Source organism: Arthrobacter pascens, assembly GCF_030816475.1.
Classification (GTDB): domain Bacteria; phylum Actinomycetota; class Actinomycetes; order Actinomycetales; family Micrococcaceae; genus Arthrobacter; species Arthrobacter pascens_B.
On record NZ_JAUSXF010000001.1, the window covers coordinates 3,938,606 to 3,955,759 of the forward strand.

Genomic DNA, 17,154 nt, shown 5'->3' on the forward strand with positions numbered 1-17,154 from the left:
CAGTGACTCAGCTCATCACCACAGAACTGGTCGAGCTCGACCAGAACCTGGGCAACTCGCCCGAGGACGTCATCCGGCACCTGGCCAGCAAAGTTGCAGCCAGCGGCCGCGCCACCGAAGCCGAAGGCCTGTTCGCGGACGCCTTCGCCAGGGAACAGAAGACCGCCACGGGCGTTCCCGGCGGCATCGCCATCCCGCACTGCCGCTCCGCGGCGGTCACCGTCCCCACCCTGGCAATGGCACGGCTCTCCCAGCCGGTTGACTTCGGCGCCAAGGACGGCAGCGCGGACCTGATCTTCTTCATTGCCGCTCCGGACGGCGCGGACCAGGAGCACCTGAAGCTCCTGTCCAAGCTGGCCCGCTCCCTCATCAAGAAGGACTTCACTGGGGCCCTGCGCTCCGCCTCCTCCCGGGAGGAGATCGTGGAACTGGTGGACGGCGCCCTGGCCGACAAGCCGGCGCACGCGGCCACCGCGCCGGTGGGCGCTTCAGCCGCTGCTGCTGGTGCTACCGCCGCTGCAGGTGCCGATGGAGGTGCCGGCACAGCCGCCGGCGACGGTTCAAGGCAAAAGCGCCTCGTCGCCGTGACAGCCTGCCCCACAGGGATCGCCCACACCTACATGGCGGCGGACTCCCTTGTTGCTGCCGCCCAGGAAGTGGGCGTGGACCTGCAGGTCGAGACCCAGGGTTCCTCAGGTGCGAAGCCCCTCGATCCGGCGGTCATTGCCGCTGCAGACGCCGTCATCTTCGCTGTCGACGTGGATGTCCGCGGCAAGGAGCGCTTCGCCGGCAAGCCGGTCATCAACGCACCCGTCAAGCGCGGCATCGACGAGCCTGCCAAGATGGTGCAGGAAGCCCTCGCCGCTGCAGACAACCCGAACGCACGCCGGGTTCCGCACTTCGGGGCGGAGGAACAGGCCGAGAACGCAGCCACCGAAAAGGGCGAGCACATCGGCCAGAAGCTCAAGAAGGCGCTGCTGACCGGCGTCAGCTACATGATCCCGTTTGTTGCCGGCGGCGGCCTGCTGATCGCCTTGGGCTTCCTGCTCGGCGGCTACAACATCACCAGCGTTGCAGACAAGATTGTGCTGGCGAACAACTTCGGCAACCTGCCTGAGGGCGGCCTCGCCATCTACCTGGGCGCAGTCCTCTTCAAGATCGGCGCCCTGTCCATGGGCTTCCTGGTCCCCGCGCTGGCCGGCTACATCGCCTACGCCATTGCGGACCGGCCCGGTATTGCACCGGGCTTCGTCGCTGGCGCCGTATCCGGCTTCATGGGTGCCGGCTTCCTCGGCGGCATCGTGGGCGGCCTGCTGGCAGGCTACATTGCGCACCTGATCGGGACCTGGCAGGTTCCGCGTTGGCTGCGCGGCCTGATGCCCGTGGTGATCATCCCGCTGCTCGCCTCGATCGTTGCCTCCGGCCTGATGTTCCTGGTACTCGGCGGACCGATCGCCGGCCTCACCACGGCGCTCAACGGCTGGCTGTCCGGCATGACCGGTGCCTCCGCCGTCGTCCTGGGAATCATCCTTGGCCTCATGATGTGCTTCGACCTCGGCGGCCCCGTCAACAAGGTGGCCTATGCCTTTGCTGTCGCCGGCCTGAGCGCCGGCAGCGCCACGAACCAGGCGCCGTGGCAGATCATGGCCACGGTCATGGCCGCAGGCATGGTCCCGCCGCTGGCAATGGCCCTGGCCACTGTCCTGGACAAGAAGGTCTTTAGCCTGGCTGAGCGCGAGAACGGCAAGGCAGCCTGGCTGCTGGGTGCATCCTTCATCTCCGAGGGCGCCATTCCGTTCGCCGCGGCCGACCCGCTGCGCGTCATCCCCGCCAGCATGGTGGGCGGCGCCGTCACCGGCGCACTTTGCATGGCCACGGGGGTCACCTCGCAGGCACCCCATGGAGGCATCTTCGTGTTCTTCGCCATCGGCAACCTGCTGATGTTCGTCATCTCCATCGTGGCAGGCACCATTGTCAGCGCTCTGGCGGTCCTCGCTCTTAAGCGCTCGGCTGCCGCCCGGGCCGCTAAGGCCGCTGCTAACGTAGAGCCCGTTCCAGTAACGGTCTGACCCCAGCATCACCCTTCCCAATCCACGGCACTGAACCAACAGCCAGCCGAAAGACATAAGGAGCAAAAATGTCAGAACGCACCGCAACCGTCGCCAGCCGCGTGGGCCTTCACGCCCGCCCCGCCGCCATCTTTGCCGAGGCCGCAGGCGAGTTTGATTTGGACATCACCATCGCACGTGAAGGCGAGCCAGCCGATGAGGCAATGGATGCCGCAAGCATCTTGTCCCTCATGAGCCTGGGTGCTTCGCACGGCGACGTCGTGGTGCTTCGCGCCGAAGGCAACGGCGCGGACGACGCGCTGGACCGGCTGGTCCAGATCCTGGAAACGGATCACGACGCAGAGTAGCCGCGCTTCGTTCGATACAAGCGTGCCGACGGCCGCCGCCGCGACTCTCCCCTTCCGGGACGGGTGCGACGGTGGCCGTTGGTGTCTAATCCTCGTTGTCTATGCGCAGGGCCTCTTTCTCTCCGCGCTCGGTGATCTCCTTGACGTCCGCCACGAGCATGTCCCACATTCCCTGGGAGTGCTGTGCTGCCTGCTCGGTGGCATTGTTATCCTGTGAAAGCGTGAGGCGCGTTGTCCCGCCCTCATCCTCCTCGAGGGTCCAGGTCAGCGTGTGGTAGTTCTCGGGGGCGTCCTCCTCGCCGCCCAGCGGACTGAAGTGCGTGTGGACCAGGCGCCGCCCCGGTACAAACTCCAGGATCTTGCCCCTATCCTCGTACTCCTTGCCCTCCCACTCGCCGCGCCAGAGGATGGAGCCGCCCACTGTCCAGTCGGTCACCAGCTCCGTGCCGAACATGAACTCCTTGACCGCTGCCGGGTCCGTGATCACGTCCCAGACGCGGTCCGGCGGGGCATCGATGCTGACCGTCGAGGTCGCCACATAGTTTCCTGCCACAGAACTCTCCTCCTGGCTGTCCGGGCGGCCCATCCGCCTGGCACTGAGACTACTCCCGCAGCGAATTGGCCGACAGCGCCAATCCCGGCACGCCTGTTGTTGGGGCGGAGTATTGAGAGCAGATTATTAAGACACAAATTGGAAGGGCTGGGGTAGGTAGGTAACGGGGAGACCGCCATGCGCAAGAAAGCCCTTTGGATCGCCGGAGCCGCTTCGGCTGCAGTCGCCTTGGGAGGAGCCACAATTGCCTCCGCTGTCAGCACGGCCGGCGATGATCAGCCCTTGAGCGGAACCAATCTGCAGCAGGCCAGCGATGCAGCCATCGCCAGCACGGGACCGGGAACCGTCATCAGCGCCGAGACGGACAACGACTCCGATTCTTGCCTCAGTGCCGCTGACCGGGACAAAGCAGGCCAGGCAGCCCTGGCGAGTGTTGGTCAAGGCCGGGTTGGCGAAGTGGAAGGCGAGAATGAGGGCGCTTCCGCATACGAGGTGGAGGTCATCCGTGACGACGGATCTGAAGTCGACGTCGAACTCGGGGCGGATTTCCAAGTACTGAACACCGGCGCGCCAGAGCGGGACTACAGGCAGTGCGTGGTTTGACCGGCAGTGCGTGATTTGACCAGCGGCGCTGCTCGGGCGCCGTACTGGCAAAGGTCACCGTCGGGAGTTCACCAACGCCCATGGGGCACACCCCTACACCGATTCCGGATCGATGGTCCGGTGCGTTTCCTTGTTTTCACACAGGACCGGAATTAGCGTTGAAGCCTGACCTCACGTCAGTACCGCAGAGGGGTTGAAGGAGAATGCCATGCCCGGCAAGAAGAATCCGAGCCTGAAGGATCCTGAGCTGTATGAGGAGCTGCGGGAGGAAGGTACGTCCAAGCAGAAGGCCGCCCGCATCTCCAACGCCGCCGCTAAAAAGGGTCGGTCCGAGACTGGCCGCAAGGGCGGCAAATCCGGCGACTACGACGATTGGACCGTCCCGGAACTTAAAGCGAAGGCAAAAGAGATAGGCCTTACCGGATACTCGGCCAAGAAGAAGAGCGAGCTTATCTCCGCCCTCCGGAACTCCTAGGAGGCGGCCATCTCCCGACCGGCTGCGAGACCACGGGCCTGCTTAGCCGCCTCTGATTCATGCACCCTTGCGCGTCCGCGTGGTGGACGCCTTCGCGGAAGCCGGCTCCGACTTCGCCGCGGGCTTGCGGGCCGTTGTCTTGGTGGCGGTGCTCTTTGCGGCCGTGGTCTTTGCTGCAGTGGTCCTCGTGGAAGCCGATTTGGCAGCCGTCTTGGCTTCAGCCGATTTTGGTGCGGAGCTCTTGGACGCGGCAGTCTTGGACGCGGCAGTCTTGGCCGGAGCCTTGGCTGCAGTCCTGGTCCCCGATCCGGTAGCCCGTTTGGCAGGAGCCTCCTCCCCGGCTTCATCGGCGCCGGAGTCGGCCTCAGCGGACGTTTCGGCCGAACCGCCCGCGCGCTTCCGGTCCAGGCTGCGCTTGAGGGCCTCCATCAGGTCGATTACCTCGCCCTTGCCACCCTCCCCTGCCTCAACTCCAAAGGTTTCCTCGGTGTCCAGCGCGTCGCCCTTCTCCAGCTTGGCCTCGATGAGCTGGCGGAGCTGGATCTGGTAGTCGTCGGTGAAATGGTCGGGTTCGAAATCGTCGGCCATGGAGTCCACCAGGGCAGCGGACATTTCGCGCTCCGGGGGGGAAATCCGGACGGCCGCATCCAGGGCAGGGAAGCTGGCTTCGCGCACCTCGTCAGACCAGAGCAAGGACTGCAGCACCAGCACGTCGCCGCGGATCCGCAGGGCACCCAGCCGGGTCTTCTCCCGCAGGGCGAACTGCACGATCGCCACCCGGTCGGTATCCTCAAGGGCACTGCGCAGCAGCACATAGGCCTTGGGAGATTTGGAGTCCGGCTCCAGGTAGTAGCTCTTCTCGAAGGTCATCGGGTCCAGCTGCTCGGACGGCACAAACTGGACAACTTCGATCTCGTGGCTGTTCTCCGCGGGGATGGACTTGAGTTCCTCCTTGGTCAGTATGACCGTCCTGCCGTCCTCCTCGTAGGCCTTCTCGATGTCCGAATAGTCGATGACCTTGCTGCATACCTCGCACCGACGCTGGTACCTGATCCGGCCGCCGTCGGCGTTGTGGACCTGGTGGAGGCTGATGTCGTGGTCTTCGGTGGCGCTGTAGACCTTGACGGGCACGTTGACCAGGCCGAACGCTATGGCACCTTTCCAGATGGCTCTCATCCTCCAAGTGAACATCAGACTTGGCCGGAGGTGAAGACCCATGGCCGGACCTAAGGAGCGTGTCCGGGTTGCCGGACGGGAACTCAGCCTGACAAACCTGGAAAAGATCATCTACCCGGAAACCGGCACCACGAAGGCCGACGTCCTGGCCTACTATGCCGCCGTCGCGCATGTCCTCATCCCGGCTGCCGCCAACCGGCCGGCAACCCGGAAGCGGTGGGTCAACGGCGTGGGTACCGCCGGGCATCCGGGGGAGGTGTTCTTCCAGAAGAATCTGGAGGATTCAGCCCCGGGCTGGCTCCCCCGTGCCGCCATCACGCACAAGGACCGCACCATCTACTATCCGATGGTCAATGATCCCGCCACCCTGGCCTGGTTTGGCCAGATCAATTCGTTGGAGATCCATGTGCCACAGTGGCAGGTGGACTCCCACGGCAACCAGCTGAATCCTGACCGCCTGGTGCTCGACCTGGATCCCGGACACGGGGCAGGCCTGGAGGAATGCGTCGAAGTGGCCTTCCTGGCCCGCTCTATCCTTGAGGACGTTGGCCTGGACCCCGTTCCCGTGACCAGCGGCAGCAAGGGCATTCATCTCTACGCCGGCCTCGACAGAACGCAGACCTCACAACAGATTTCCGATTTTGCCCACGAGTTGGCGCGGGCGTTGGAGGCTGACCATCCGGACCTCGCAGTCAGCGACATGAAGAAGACGCTGCGCACAGGAAAGGTCCTGGTGGATTGGAGCCAGAACAGCGCGGCCAAGACCACCATCGTGCCCTACTCGCTGCGTGGCCGGCATGCGCCCACTGTCGCTGCCCCGCGGACATGGCGTGAACTCAGTTCCCCCAACCTGCAACACCTCGACTACAAGGCCGTACTGCGCCGGGTCGAGGCGGGCAAGGATCCGTTCGCAGCCATCACCAGAGGAGCCGGGCATCCGGGTGCTTCCGGAAGTCCCGGACATACGGACGACGACGGCGCTGGGCATCCCCGCCTGCAGAAGTACCGTTCCATGCGGGACCCGGACGCCACCCCGGAGCCTTTCACGGGCGCCGAGGGCCCTGGGAACACCTTTGTGATCCAGGAGCATCATGCCAGCCGGCTCCACTTCGATTTCCGGCTGGAGCACGAGGGTGTGCTGGTGTCCTGGGCACTTCCCAAGGGCGTTCCCGATTCCGGGGGCAAGAACCATCTGGCAGTCCAGACGGAGGACCATCCCCTGGACTACGCAACCTTTGAGGGCACCATCCCCAAGGGACAGTACGGGGCCGGGGAAGTCACTATCTGGGACCACGGAACCTACGAACTGCAGAAATGGATCAACGGCAGGGAAGTCATCGCCACACTGAAGGGCTCCGAAGGCGGCGGGCTGGGTGGAACTAAAACGTTCGCCCTGATCCATACCGGCCGGGGACAGGGCAAGGACGCCGAAGGGCAGTGGCTGATCCACCTGATGGACAGGGATCCTGGCCGCCGCGCTGCGCGCCGGCATCCGCGGTCCTTCGAAGACGGGCCACCGGAGGACGGGCCTCGGAAGGACGGGTCACCGGAAGACGGGCCATCGGAGGACGGGCCATCGGAGGACGGGGAAACCAAGGATGGGGAAAGGGCCGATCAGCAAACAGCCTCCAGGGCCTCAAAACCGGCGGCGCCGGCATCCGCGCCCACAGCTGAGGATTTCCTACCCATGATGGCCACGTCCGGCACCGTCGCCGATCTTCAAGGCAGCGACTGGCAATTCGAGCTCAAGTGGGATGGTGTCCGGGCCTTGATCGTCGCCGACGAGCAGAAGGTCCGTGTCTTCAGCCGCAATGGCAACGACGTGACATCCACCTATCCGGAGCTGGCCGACCGCAGCTGCTGGCCGGCGCAGTCGTTCGTCGCTGATGGTGAGATCATCGCCGTCGGGCCTTCCGGGCGGCCCGATTTCGGGCTCCTGCAAGGACGGATGAAACTGACCCGGCCCGCAGACGTCAAGAAGGCACGTGCATCCATCCCGGTCCGGCTGATGCTCTTTGACCTCCTGTACGACGGCGGTGAGGACCTTCGCAGGCAGAGCCTGCGGAAGCGGCGGCAGCGGCTGGAAGAGTTCTTCGCCCCCTCGGACTGTCCTGTCGGGCTGTCCCCCGTCCTGGACGAACGGATAGACCACATCCTCGAGAGCGCGCAGGAGCTGGGCCTGGAGGGGGCGATGGCCAAACGGACGGACAGCCGCTACGCCAACGGACAGCGGACCCGGACCTGGATCAAGATCAAGGTGGAGAAGACCCAGGAGGTAGTAGTGGGCGGCTGGCGTCCCGGCAAGGGCGGCCGGCAGGGCTCGGTGGGATCCTTGCTGGTGGGCATCCCGGACGCAGGAAGCCTTCGCTACGTGGGCCGGGTGGGCAGCGGCTTCAGTACCCGCGAGCTGACTGAGTTGCGGCAAAAAGTGGAAGCCCTGGCACGGAAGACGTCACCCTTTGACGATGTTCCCAGGGAGGACGCCGCGGACGCCAAGTGGGTCACGCCGCGGCTGGTGGGTGAGGTGACGTTCGGCGAATGGACCGGCGCAGGAAAGCTGCGGCACCCCGTCTGGCGCGGCTGGCGGCTGGACAAGGATCCAGAGGATGTGGTGGCCGAGGCCTGAAACCCGGGGCTTCGTGAAAGCCAGGAAAGCTTCCATGGCCTGGCGACACCCGAATACGGGTGTCGCCAGGCCATGTGCGTCGTCGTACGGTTTACATGTCTCCAGGACTTAGTGTCCTATGACTTAGATGTCCTAGGACGAGTGCGGCATCTGCGGCCGGCCTGTACGGTGGACGGCCGTTACTGCTGCCTCATGTCCCCTCCGGCCCTGCTCCGCCCCGCGTTCCTTGGGGTGCCGCTTCTTGCCGTTGCCATCGGGCCAGTGCTGCTCCCCGCCCATGGCCGTGGTGACGGCGATCGTTGCCGGCCCTGGCAGTGACGGTGTATCCATGGCCGCCGCGAGGTGTCTGGCGACCTCCGGTTCGATCTTTACTTCTGCGTGTTTTTCAGCCATTTTTCTTCCTTTCCGCATTGAAATGAAGTGTCGTCGAACAACAGGTTTTTGCTGCTTCCTGACCTTGGACTTACCAGCGGACTTTCTTCTCGGCCGGACCTTGTTTGCCGCTGGTGTGGGTGGGCTTGTGGTTCTTGCCCACACTCGTCAGGCCGGCGTCCCCGCCCCGGGACTTGCTGGCAAGCATTGCCCTCTGCGCTTCAGTCAGCCGGGACTTGATGCCGCTCGGCGCTGGCTTAGCACCGGAGTCCGGTTGGCCGGACGGGGCTTCCGGGGCGGGGGCTTCGGGGGCTGGGGCTTCCGGGGCGTTGCCGGCTTCGGGCCGAGGCTGGCTTGAGGGGTTGTGTTCAGTCATTTGGATGGAACCTTTCTGAGGAGAATCAGCGTGTCTGGCGATATCAGGAGGACCGGGCCGGCCGAGCCTGGCCGCAGGCGTCCGCCTACTCAAAAATCAGTGTTCCCATGGCACAACAATAGGCAGCATGCCAGCGGGTTGTGAACCCCCGGCCCGGAGCCTAGGACAGCACCCATTCGCTGGGCCGCAGAGTCCATGGCCGCCGTCACATTTTTGGCCGATCCGGGCCCGAAGAGCCTCAAAAAAGCGGAAGAAGCGAAAAAATTGCATAACGATGAGGCTTTTCGGCCGAAATGCCAGTGATGGCGGGCCGGGAGAGGCGAAAACACATCGGAGATCGTCGGCTAAAAGCGCCCCAAAACAGGCCATCCTACGCCCTGCAGCCCGGAGCCACCAGGGGTTTCGCGTAAAATTGAAGGCCTGCCCGGAGCGGGGCAGCTACAAGTCGCAAGCAAATGACCTCCATAGGAGTCGCCCAAATGCCCACAGACCGAAGCACGACCGACTCTTCAGCAGGCGTGAACAACGCCCGCGGAACCAACAACATGGCAGCACCCGTCACACCAACAGGCCTGAGGAAACCAAAGCTCCTCGCACGGCGCCGGCTCAAGGAGTCCGACGTCAATGTCGTTAATCAGCCGATGCTGAAAAAAGCCGTCGGCGGCACCATTGTGGGTAACACCATGGAATGGTTCGACGTCGGCGTGTTCGGCTATCTGATCACCACCATGGGACCCGTCTTCCTTCCGGAAGCCGACAAGTCCGTCCAGACGCTGTTCCTGCTGGGAACATTCGCCGCCACTTTCATCGCGCGTCCACTCGGCGGCGTGGTGTTCGGCTGGCTCGGCGACAAGGTCGGCCGGCAGAAGGTTCTCGCCGCAACACTGATGATCATGGCTGCGAGCACATTCGCCGTCGGGCTGCTGCCGGGCTACGCCCAGATCGGCATTTGGGCCGCAGCCCTCCTCGTGCTCCTGAAGCTTGTCCAGGGCTTCTCCACCGGAGGTGAGTATGCCGGCGCCACCACCTTCGTGAGCGAGTACGCGCCGGATAAGCGACGTGGGTTCTTTGCAAGCTTCCTGGATATGGGCAGCTACCTTGGCTTCGCCCTGGGCGCAGCGCTCGTCTCCATCCTGCAGCTGGCCCTCGGCCAGACCGCCATGGAGGATTGGGGCTGGCGCCTTCCCTTCCTTGTCGCGGGTCCCCTGGGCCTCGTCGCCATCTACTTCCGGAACAAGATCGAGGAATCCCCTCAGTTCCAGGCCACTCTCGATGCCCAGGAAGCCCTCGGGCAGGACGCTGCAGCAGCTGACGTGGACGCCGCCAAGGGCCCGCTCGGCATCGTCAAGGCCTACTGGCGCTCGCTGATCGTGGCCATGATCCTCGTGGCAGCGGCCAACACGGCCGGCTACGCATTGACCTCCTACATGCCGACGTACCTTACAGAGTCCAAGGGCTACGATCCCGTCCACGGCACTCTCCTGACAATCCCCGTGCTGGTCATCATGAGCCTCTGCATTCCGTTGACGGGGAAGCTGTCCGACCGCATCGGCCGACGTCCTGTGCTCTGGATCGGCGCCATCAGCACCGTAGTGCTGGCCACCCCGGCGTTCCTGCTCATCGGGATCGGCGACATCTGGTCCACCCTCGCCGGCCTCTCGCTGATCGCCTTCCCGGTGGCGTTCTATGTCGCGAATCTCGCTTCCGCATTGCCGGCACAGTTCCCCACGGCAAGCCGCTACGGAGCCATGGGCATTGCCTATAACTTCGCCGTGGCCATTTTCGGAGGCACTACGCCGTTCATCGTGGCCGCGCTCATCTCCGTAACCGGCAATGACATGATGCCCGCCTACTATCTGATGGGCACGTCCCTTATCGGCGCCGTCGCGATCTACTTCCTCAAGGAATCGGCCCAGCGTCCGCTGCCGGGCTCCATGCCGAGCGTGGACACCGCGGCCGAGGCTCGCGAACTGGTGGCCACTCAGGACGAGAACCCGCTGATCGACCTGGACGAGATGCCGTTCGAAACCCAGGACGTTGTCGAAACCACCCCGGCGGACGCGGAAGGCACTGAAGACCTGGAAGACACCAGGGTTCCGGCGCCGGTTTAGGCAGTTGTCCCGGTACGTCTTGTAGCCCGCGCTCATGGGGTCCGTCCTGGCGCCCTCCCTGGGGAGGGCATCAGGTACGGGCCTCCGCCGCGTCTGCTGTGATACGTTCCGTAAGGCCCCGGCTCCGGGGAGCCGGACAAGATGGGTGGTGTGAACGGTGAAGCCCGTGATGCGGCAAGTCCGCGCCCTTCATCGGCTGGAGCCGGCGGACAATGATCATCTCGCAGCCCTCAGGGTAGCCCTCAGTGTTGCCGTCCCGTCCCTCGTTCTCCTGATTGCCGGCCGCGAAGACCTCATCATCTATGCGGTCTTCGGCGCCCTCACCGGCATGTACGGACGGTCCGAACCGCACCAGCTCAGGCTAAGGCACCAGTCGCAGGCCGCGCTGGTGCTGCTGAGCGGCGTCGGCGTCGGTATCTTCCTGTCGGTCAACCACCTCCATTCGTGGTGGCTGGTGGGAGTCGAGGCACTGCTTGCCGGTGCAGGCTCGGTCTTTGCGGACAAGGTACGGCTCAAACCGAACGGCCCGTTCTTCGGAATCCTGGCTCTGGGCGCCTGCGCTTCGGTCGCCACGGATGTCCCCTGGTACACGGCGCTGCTGATCGCCGCCGCCTCGGCCGCTTTCTCCCTGGCCGTTGGTTTCGCTGGCTGGGTACGGGCCAGGGCCTGGCAGCCAGGCGCCGGACGGGACGTCGTCTCCCTCCGCGGGCCGGCAGGGCGGCTCGCCGCGATACACGCGGCCAGGTACGTCCTGGCGGTCGGAGCTGCCGGAACCCTTGGCGTATTGAGCGGCAGTGGCCACCCGCACTGGGCCATGGCCGCCGCAGCTGTCCCCTCTCGGGAGCCGACCTGCCAAGCAGCGTCCGCCGCGGTGTCCACCGCATTGTTGGGACGTTTCTCGGGCTGGCTGTCACCGCCGTCGTTCTTTTTCCCGGCCTGTGGCTGCCGGCCGAATTCTTTGCCGACCACTACATTGCTGTGCTGGCCGTCCTGGTCATCGTTTTCCAGTTCACCACCGAACTGTTCATGACCAGGCACTATGGAATCGCGATGGTGTCCTTCACGCCCGTCATCCTGCTGATGTCGCAGCTGGCGGCGCCCATCGACCCCGCTGTCCTGATCATGGAGCGCGGTGTGGAGACCCTGGTGGGCGCACTGGTGGGAATCCTGGTGGTGGTTGCCGTGCGCCGGCGGAATCTCCGCCTCCCCGGCGCCCTACTTGGACCGTCGGGGCGGGCCGGTAGTTAGCCGGGCCGGCAGCACCTGCGCCGCAGCCACGATGAATCTGTACCTCTTGGACGGAATCCATACCGCCCTTCCATGCCCGCTCGCGGCCAGCGCCTCACGGACCACGCGGTCGGGCTTGAGCCACATCCACTGCGGCGCTACTGATTTGTCCATCTCCATGCGGTCGTGGAACTCAGTGTGCGTCAGCCCGGGGCAAACCGCCGTGACTGTCACGCCCTGGGGGGAGTATGCCAGGTTGGCCCAGCGGCTGAAGGCCACCAGCCACCCCTTCGCCGCCGAGTAGGTTCCCCGCGGCAGGAACGCGGCCACGCTGGCCACATTAACGATTTTCCCGGAACGGCGGCGCAGCATTCCCTTCAGCGCAGCATGGCTCAGCACCATGGGAGTTTCCACGAGTAGTTTCAGGTGCGCCTTTTCATCCTCGATGTCATTTTCTTCAAAGGACCGCAGCAGCCCGAACCCCGCGTTGTTCACCAGGATCTCCACCGGACGCGCCTCATCGGAAAGGCGTTCGACGACGGCAGCAACGCCGGCGTCGTCAGTCAAGTCTGCGGCAATCACCTCAACGTCGATGCTGTAGTTGTTTTCAAGTTCATGCGCTTTGGCCGCCAGCCGCCCGCTGTCCCGCGCCACAAGCACCAGGTGGTGGCCCTGTTCCCCCAGCTGACGGGCGAACTCGGCGCCAAGTCCCGCTGTAGCTCCGGTGATCAGCGCCGTGGTTTTGCTGTCTGATGCAGTCATGGCTCCAGCCTAGTCGGGTCACTTGGCGAGGCCGGAGCGGTGGCGAACAAGGAACAGCTCGGGATGCTCCGCCTGGTAGTCCCGGATGGCCTTGGCCGCAAAGCCGCCATGCGAGTCCACGCGGCCCGCCTCGAGCCCGCGTTAGGGTTTGAGTAGCACCGGACGTGGGCGGCACGAGTCAAACAGGGGGAAACGTGGAGCAGGCCGAGGCTAATCAGATCAGGTTCCGCGAAATTGACCAGGATGGGAATCCCGTTGATCCGGCAGTAGCGCGGCCGCAGGATCAGCCGCGCGGCGGGCTTGACCGGCCAGGCAGGAGGTCAGCCAACCCGTTCATCATCATCCTGTGGGTGCTGGCAGCCATCCTGCTGACCGGCGGCATCTGGGCCTTCCTTGAAGCCAGCGAAACGCTAGGTTCCGGATCGAACCCCATGCCGCTGTACTTTGTCCTGATGAACATCGCACCCTGGGCAGTCCTGAGTGGAGCGCTGACAGTGCTGGCCTTGCTCTTCTGGCACGCAGCCCAGTGGCAGCAGCGCAGGAACCAGTAGCTGAACCGGCCGTCACGCACCCGCGAACACGCACGTAATACCCTCAGATGCGAACTATGTGGGCCTTAAGTGCCTTTTCGCGGGTGGAGCGCTTGGCGGCCGAGGCGCGGGACGGGCGCACGGGGTGTGGTGGGTCTGTCGGCTGGTTGGGGTGCTCCAGGAGCGCGGCCTCTGCCACATCGAGGCGCGCCGCGGCCAGCTCCTTGGCCGAATGGATCGGGCAAACCGGCAGGTATACGGGTTCAACGATGGTCAGGCGGAACTCATCCGCTTCCTCCAGGGCGGCCGAGGCCGCAAGCCCCATTTCATGGTGGATGGCCGTGTGCTGTCCAGACCTATGCGAGCCGGGGCTGGCGATGTGGCGCAAATGGGCCAGGACCGCCGCATCCAGATGGATTGCCTTCTGTAGGTTAAGGGCAATGTCAGGACAGGAGGCCAGGCGCCGTGCGCGGAGGAGCAGGTGGAGCAGGGCCGGAAAGTTGGACTGGGTCAGGCAGCCGCCGACATCGACGGTGATGTGGCCGGGGTCAAGATCGACATGGACGATGATACGGAGCTTGTGGTGGGAAAGTTTGTGACTCAAGGGAATCTCCACGAAAGTACCGGCGGGCCGGCTGCATGGCCCTCCACCGACTTTACGAAAATGTTGCTCCCGTCACAACCTTTGATTGCAACGTTACGGCGCGCCGTGTTGACATCGGTCCAAAGAGAGCAGCCGCGGCCGGAGCTTTATCTTGGCGCAGGCCTAGACTTTAATCATGGACAAATCAGCAACCGGCAGCGGAGTTCGATCGGAGGCCGCTGTAGCATCCCAGCTGCAGAACCTTGTCGTCGACAGCCAGGACGTCAACGACTTCCTGAGCGAACTCTGCGACTACGCTGCCCGCGCTATCTCTGGTTCCATGGAGCTTCCTGTTGTCTGCGCGGTCACGCTGAGCCGGCGCCGCAGAACGACCACCGCTGCCTGGAGCGATCCGCAGGCGCGCCTGATGGACGAGATCCAACAGAACTTTGGCGACGGGCCCTGCCTCCACGCCATGCACACCGGCACAACCGTGCTGGTGCCGGACACGCGGAAGGACACCCTCTGGCCGGAATACAGCGAGGCTATTGCAGAAATGGGGCAGCTCAGTGTGCTCGCCGTTCCCCTCACACTCGATGAGGACGCCAAAGCGGCTTTGAACATTTTCGCGCCCATTGAGAATGCGTTCGATACGGACGCCCTTGAGAGCGCTGAACGCTTTGCGGCGAACGCCCAGAGCGCACTCCGCCTGGCGGTGCGTGTGGCCACCGGCCAGCAGCTGGCCGCGGATCTCAGGGCAGCAATGGAATCCCGGACTGCCATCGACCTCGCCGCAGGAATCATCATGGGCCAGAACAGGTGCTCGCAGGAAGAGGCTCTGGCCATTCTGGTCAAGGCTTCCAGCGGCCGGAACCAGAAGCTGCGGGTAGTGGCGGAGCAGATCGTGGCGGCGATCTCGTCAGAGGGCCCTCCAGTTACCCATTTCGACTAGAACGCCCTCCTGGAACGCCCACCGGCTGAACCCGAAGGACCCGATAAGAACTTGAGGATCACGCCTCGGGCCAGTCGACATACTGCTCGTATCCCTCGTGCTGGCGGAGGTAGCCGGAAATAAAGGGGCAGTGAGGGATGATCCGTTTCCCCGACGCCACAACGTCATCCAGGGCGAAGTGGGCCAGCACCTTGCCCAGCCCCTGACCCTTGAATTCCTCAGCGGTCTCCGTATGGCTGAAATCCACATGACCGGGCTTGTCCTGGAAGTAGGACCGCACGGCCACCTTCCCGCCCACCCGCAGCTCATAACAGTGCTGGGCATCATTCCTGGCTAGTGAGACGTCCGGGTTGAACCTGTCTTCTGCGGAAATAATGTTCTCAGTCATGGTTCGACACTGGCACTAGTTGGCCCCGCTGGCAATGCCCCGCCCGCGGAGCCTCCCACTGTCCCTCCAGGAGCCCCGCGCGCCTGCCCGCCGGCCCGCTGGATCGGTGCCGGCGGCCGAACCGGTATCCGCTCGGGTATCCGGCCCAGAAGCAGGACAGCCAGCATGAAGCAGGCCGCACCGCCGCCCAGCAGCCCCAGCGTAAGGCCGTTGAAGGCAGCGTCCGCCACCGGAATGAAGACGACGACGGCGGCCGTCACCACCACAATGGCGGGCCGATTGCGGGTGTGTCCGGACGCCGTCGGACGTTCCTCAAGCCGTCCGAACAGGGCGAGGACGGGAAGCAGCAGGCCAACCACGCCCAACAGGACCAGGGGACGCGCCCACCACCAGGCGGCAGTGCCGGCGGCCGGTTTCGCGATGTCTGTGAGCAGCAGGAGCCCGGACATTGCCACCAGCAGGGGAAGATGCCACAGGTAAACGGTCATCGAGCGGCGTCCGGCAACCGCCACAATGGCTCGGACCCAGCGCACCGCGGAAACCCAGCCGAGTCCGGGACGGAACAGTTGAAGGACAGCGGCCTGGGAAACGGCGAGCAGGAGCAGGCAGAGGTTGGGCGGGTTGAGGTTGACCAGCATGTTTCCGGAGTACAGGCCGAGCCCCGCGACGGCTCCCAAAAGCAGGTTCGCCCCGACTACCAGCGCCACGAGGGCAGCGCGGGAAAGCCGGGAAAAATGGCCGTCCGCCATAAGGAAGCCCAGCTGCTGTACCGTGCACCAGAGGAACACCAGGTTCGCATAGGCGAGTAGCGGAACAGTACCGCGCAGGCAATCGACGGTCATCACCAGTGCCGCCAGGGCTGCGAACGTCAGCCAGGGGGCGCGGGCGTGGAACCGCGCCAGCAGCGGAATGTTCAGCTGGGCGGCGAGGTAGGCCGCCAGGAACCACAACGGCATCCCGGCCCCGGTGGCCATGAGCTGCACCACCTGGCGGTCGACGCCCAGGAGGAGCGCCGCCCAGAGTCCGGAAAACATGCAGGCCAGCAGCGCCGCGGCCGGGCGGACCAGCCGCAGGAGCCGGGCCTGGGCGAACTCAACGCCGGTGCCGCCGCCGGACTTCAGCCGCCGCCAGGACTGCAGGCCCGTGGTGCCGCCGGTGACAAAAAACAGCGGCATAATCATGAAGATCCAGATCACAGGCTCAAACCAGTCCTGATCCCCGAGGGTATTTTCCGTGCTGACGGTGCCGTCCTCATGCAAAACCGGGCTCACCATCATGCAGTGAGCCACCACCACCAGCGCCAGGCAGAAGAAGCGGACCAGGTCGATGACCAGATCACGCTCCACTGGCCCGCGCTCCGGGGCGGGCCCCTGCTCTTCAACATCACTCACGTGCGGATCCCTACAAGCGCCGGACGTTGCTGTTAACCCTATTGTCCGCCCGTTATCCGCCCGCCAGGCGCCGTCGGAGCGAAAGCCGGTGCAGGATGCGAAGCCGCTCAACCAACGCGGGGTCACTTTCGGCCCATCCCGAGAGGGATATTGGGCCATAAGTGACCCCGCGTTGCTGTGTTAGAGGGCAACCGCCAGGATCCCCAGTACGACGGCGAGCAGCGGCGTGGCGCCCTGGGTGGCGGCAGCCCTGAGGTACTTCTTACCGCTCAGGGCCAGCACCAGTGCCGCGAGCAGCATGGACCCGCAGCAAGTGAAGATCAATGTCCAGCCCGCTATGGAGGCCGCAGACCCTTCGGACGTCAACGCCACGCAGCCGACGCCGATGAACGCCCCAATGGCAAGGAACAGATTGTAGAAACCTTGGTTGTAAGCCAAGGACCTGGTGGTCTCGGCGTCGGCTTGGGAATCCAGCCCGAAGCGCTTCCAGGTGGCAGGCCTGGTCCACGTCAGCGACTCCATAGTGAAGATGTACACGTGGAGGGCAGCAGCGATGAAGGCAAAAAGAAGGGAGGCCAGGATCATGGCTTGATCCTAGCCCCCCTTCCGGCGA

Annotated in this window: 17 protein-coding genes and 1 pseudogene; 9 read left to right on the forward strand and 9 right to left on the reverse strand. The window is 64.6% G+C overall.

Annotated features, from left to right (window positions below):
• Positions 1–2: 2 nt before the first annotated feature.
• Entirely contained in the window at positions 3–2,069 is a 2,067-nt protein-coding gene (locus tag QFZ40_RS18060; RefSeq protein WP_306906047.1) for a PTS fructose transporter subunit IIABC, read from the forward strand.
• A 68-nt stretch (positions 2,070–2,137) separates the two neighbouring features.
• Positions 2,138–2,416 (forward strand): HPr family phosphocarrier protein, encoded by a 279-nt coding sequence (locus tag QFZ40_RS18065; RefSeq protein ID WP_306906048.1) that lies wholly within the window; start codon positions 2,138–2,140, stop codon positions 2,414–2,416.
• Between the two features lie 85 nt (positions 2,417–2,501).
• Here QFZ40_RS18065 and QFZ40_RS18070 read toward each other — a convergent pair whose 3' ends face one another.
• A complete protein-coding gene (locus QFZ40_RS18070; RefSeq protein WP_306906049.1) occupies positions 2,502–2,969 on the reverse strand; it encodes an SRPBCC domain-containing protein in 468 nt (155 codons plus the stop codon).
• Positions 2,970–3,146: 177 nt separating this feature from the next.
• Between QFZ40_RS18070 and QFZ40_RS18075 the strand changes: the two genes are divergently transcribed.
• A complete protein-coding gene (locus QFZ40_RS18075; RefSeq protein WP_306906050.1) occupies positions 3,147–3,572 on the forward strand; it encodes a PepSY domain-containing protein in 426 nt (141 codons plus the stop codon).
• Positions 3,573–3,780: 208 nt separating this feature from the next.
• Positions 3,781–4,047, forward strand: a complete 267-nt coding sequence (locus tag QFZ40_RS18080; protein WP_306906051.1) for a DUF7218 family protein — start codon at positions 3,781–3,783, stop codon at positions 4,045–4,047.
• A gap of 57 nt (positions 4,048–4,104) precedes the next feature.
• Here the strand turns inward: QFZ40_RS18080 and ku are convergent, their stop codons facing one another.
• Positions 4,105–5,223 (reverse strand): non-homologous end joining protein Ku, encoded by a 1,119-nt coding sequence (gene ku, locus QFZ40_RS18085; protein WP_306906052.1) that lies wholly within the window; start codon positions 5,221–5,223, stop codon positions 4,105–4,107.
• A gap of 40 nt (positions 5,224–5,263) precedes the next feature.
• On the opposite strand from ku, the gene QFZ40_RS18090 reads away from it, so the two are divergent.
• Positions 5,264–7,849, forward strand: coding sequence for an ATP-dependent DNA ligase (locus QFZ40_RS18090; protein WP_306906053.1), 2,586 nt, complete (start codon positions 5,264–5,266; stop codon positions 7,847–7,849).
• 132 nt (positions 7,850–7,981) lie between these two features.
• Here QFZ40_RS18090 and QFZ40_RS18095 read toward each other — a convergent pair whose 3' ends face one another.
• Positions 7,982–8,242, reverse strand: coding sequence for a hypothetical protein (locus QFZ40_RS18095; RefSeq protein ID WP_306906054.1), 261 nt, complete (start codon positions 8,240–8,242; stop codon positions 7,982–7,984).
• A gap of 70 nt (positions 8,243–8,312) precedes the next feature.
• Entirely contained in the window at positions 8,313–8,597 is a 285-nt protein-coding gene (locus QFZ40_RS18100) for a hypothetical protein (protein WP_306906055.1), read from the reverse strand.
• A gap of 479 nt (positions 8,598–9,076) precedes the next feature.
• On the opposite strand from QFZ40_RS18100, the gene QFZ40_RS18105 reads away from it, so the two are divergent.
• A complete protein-coding gene (locus tag QFZ40_RS18105) occupies positions 9,077–10,708 on the forward strand; it encodes an MFS transporter (RefSeq protein WP_306906056.1) in 1,632 nt (543 codons plus the stop codon).
• Positions 10,709–10,877: 169 nt separating this feature from the next.
• Positions 10,878–11,956 (forward strand): annotated as a pseudogene (locus QFZ40_RS18110) (FUSC family protein).
• Here the strand turns inward: QFZ40_RS18110 and QFZ40_RS18115 are convergent.
• Positions 11,924–12,697: an SDR family NAD(P)-dependent oxidoreductase gene (locus QFZ40_RS18115; RefSeq protein WP_306906057.1), complete on the reverse strand. Its 774-nt coding sequence runs from the start codon at positions 12,695–12,697 to the stop codon at positions 11,924–11,926. The pseudogene QFZ40_RS18110 and the gene QFZ40_RS18115 overlap by 33 nt on opposite strands.
• 194 nt (positions 12,698–12,891) lie before the next feature.
• Here QFZ40_RS18115 and QFZ40_RS18120 point away from each other — a divergent pair, with 194 nt between their 5' ends.
• Entirely contained in the window at positions 12,892–13,248 is a 357-nt protein-coding gene (locus QFZ40_RS18120; protein ID WP_306906058.1) for a hypothetical protein, read from the forward strand.
• A gap of 43 nt (positions 13,249–13,291) precedes the next feature.
• Here QFZ40_RS18120 and QFZ40_RS18125 read toward each other — a convergent pair whose 3' ends face one another.
• Positions 13,292–13,831, reverse strand: coding sequence for a hypothetical protein (locus QFZ40_RS18125; protein WP_306906059.1), 540 nt, complete (start codon positions 13,829–13,831; stop codon positions 13,292–13,294).
• Between the two features lie 175 nt (positions 13,832–14,006).
• Between QFZ40_RS18125 and QFZ40_RS18130 the strand changes: the two genes are divergently transcribed.
• The gene (locus QFZ40_RS18130; protein WP_306906060.1) at positions 14,007–14,762 is read left to right on the forward strand and encodes a GAF and ANTAR domain-containing protein; all 756 of its coding nucleotides are present in this window, start codon (positions 14,007–14,009) and stop codon (positions 14,760–14,762) included.
• A gap of 58 nt (positions 14,763–14,820) precedes the next feature.
• On the opposite strand, the gene QFZ40_RS18135 is transcribed toward QFZ40_RS18130, so the two are convergent.
• From QFZ40_RS18135 to QFZ40_RS18145, 3 genes are all read right to left on the reverse strand, one after another.
• Positions 14,821–15,150 carry a GNAT family N-acetyltransferase gene (locus QFZ40_RS18135; protein WP_306906061.1) on the reverse strand — a complete coding sequence of 110 codons (330 nt, stop codon included), beginning with the start codon at positions 15,148–15,150 and terminating at the stop codon, positions 14,821–14,823.
• Positions 15,147–16,541, reverse strand: coding sequence for an acyltransferase family protein (locus QFZ40_RS18140; RefSeq protein WP_306906062.1), 1,395 nt, complete (start codon positions 16,539–16,541; stop codon positions 15,147–15,149). The genes QFZ40_RS18135 and QFZ40_RS18140 overlap by 4 nt, the downstream gene beginning before the upstream one ends.
• A gap of 180 nt (positions 16,542–16,721) precedes the next feature.
• Positions 16,722–17,126, reverse strand: coding sequence for a DUF1304 domain-containing protein (locus QFZ40_RS18145; RefSeq protein ID WP_306906064.1), 405 nt, complete (start codon positions 17,124–17,126; stop codon positions 16,722–16,724).
• Positions 17,127–17,154 lie beyond the last annotated feature (28 nt).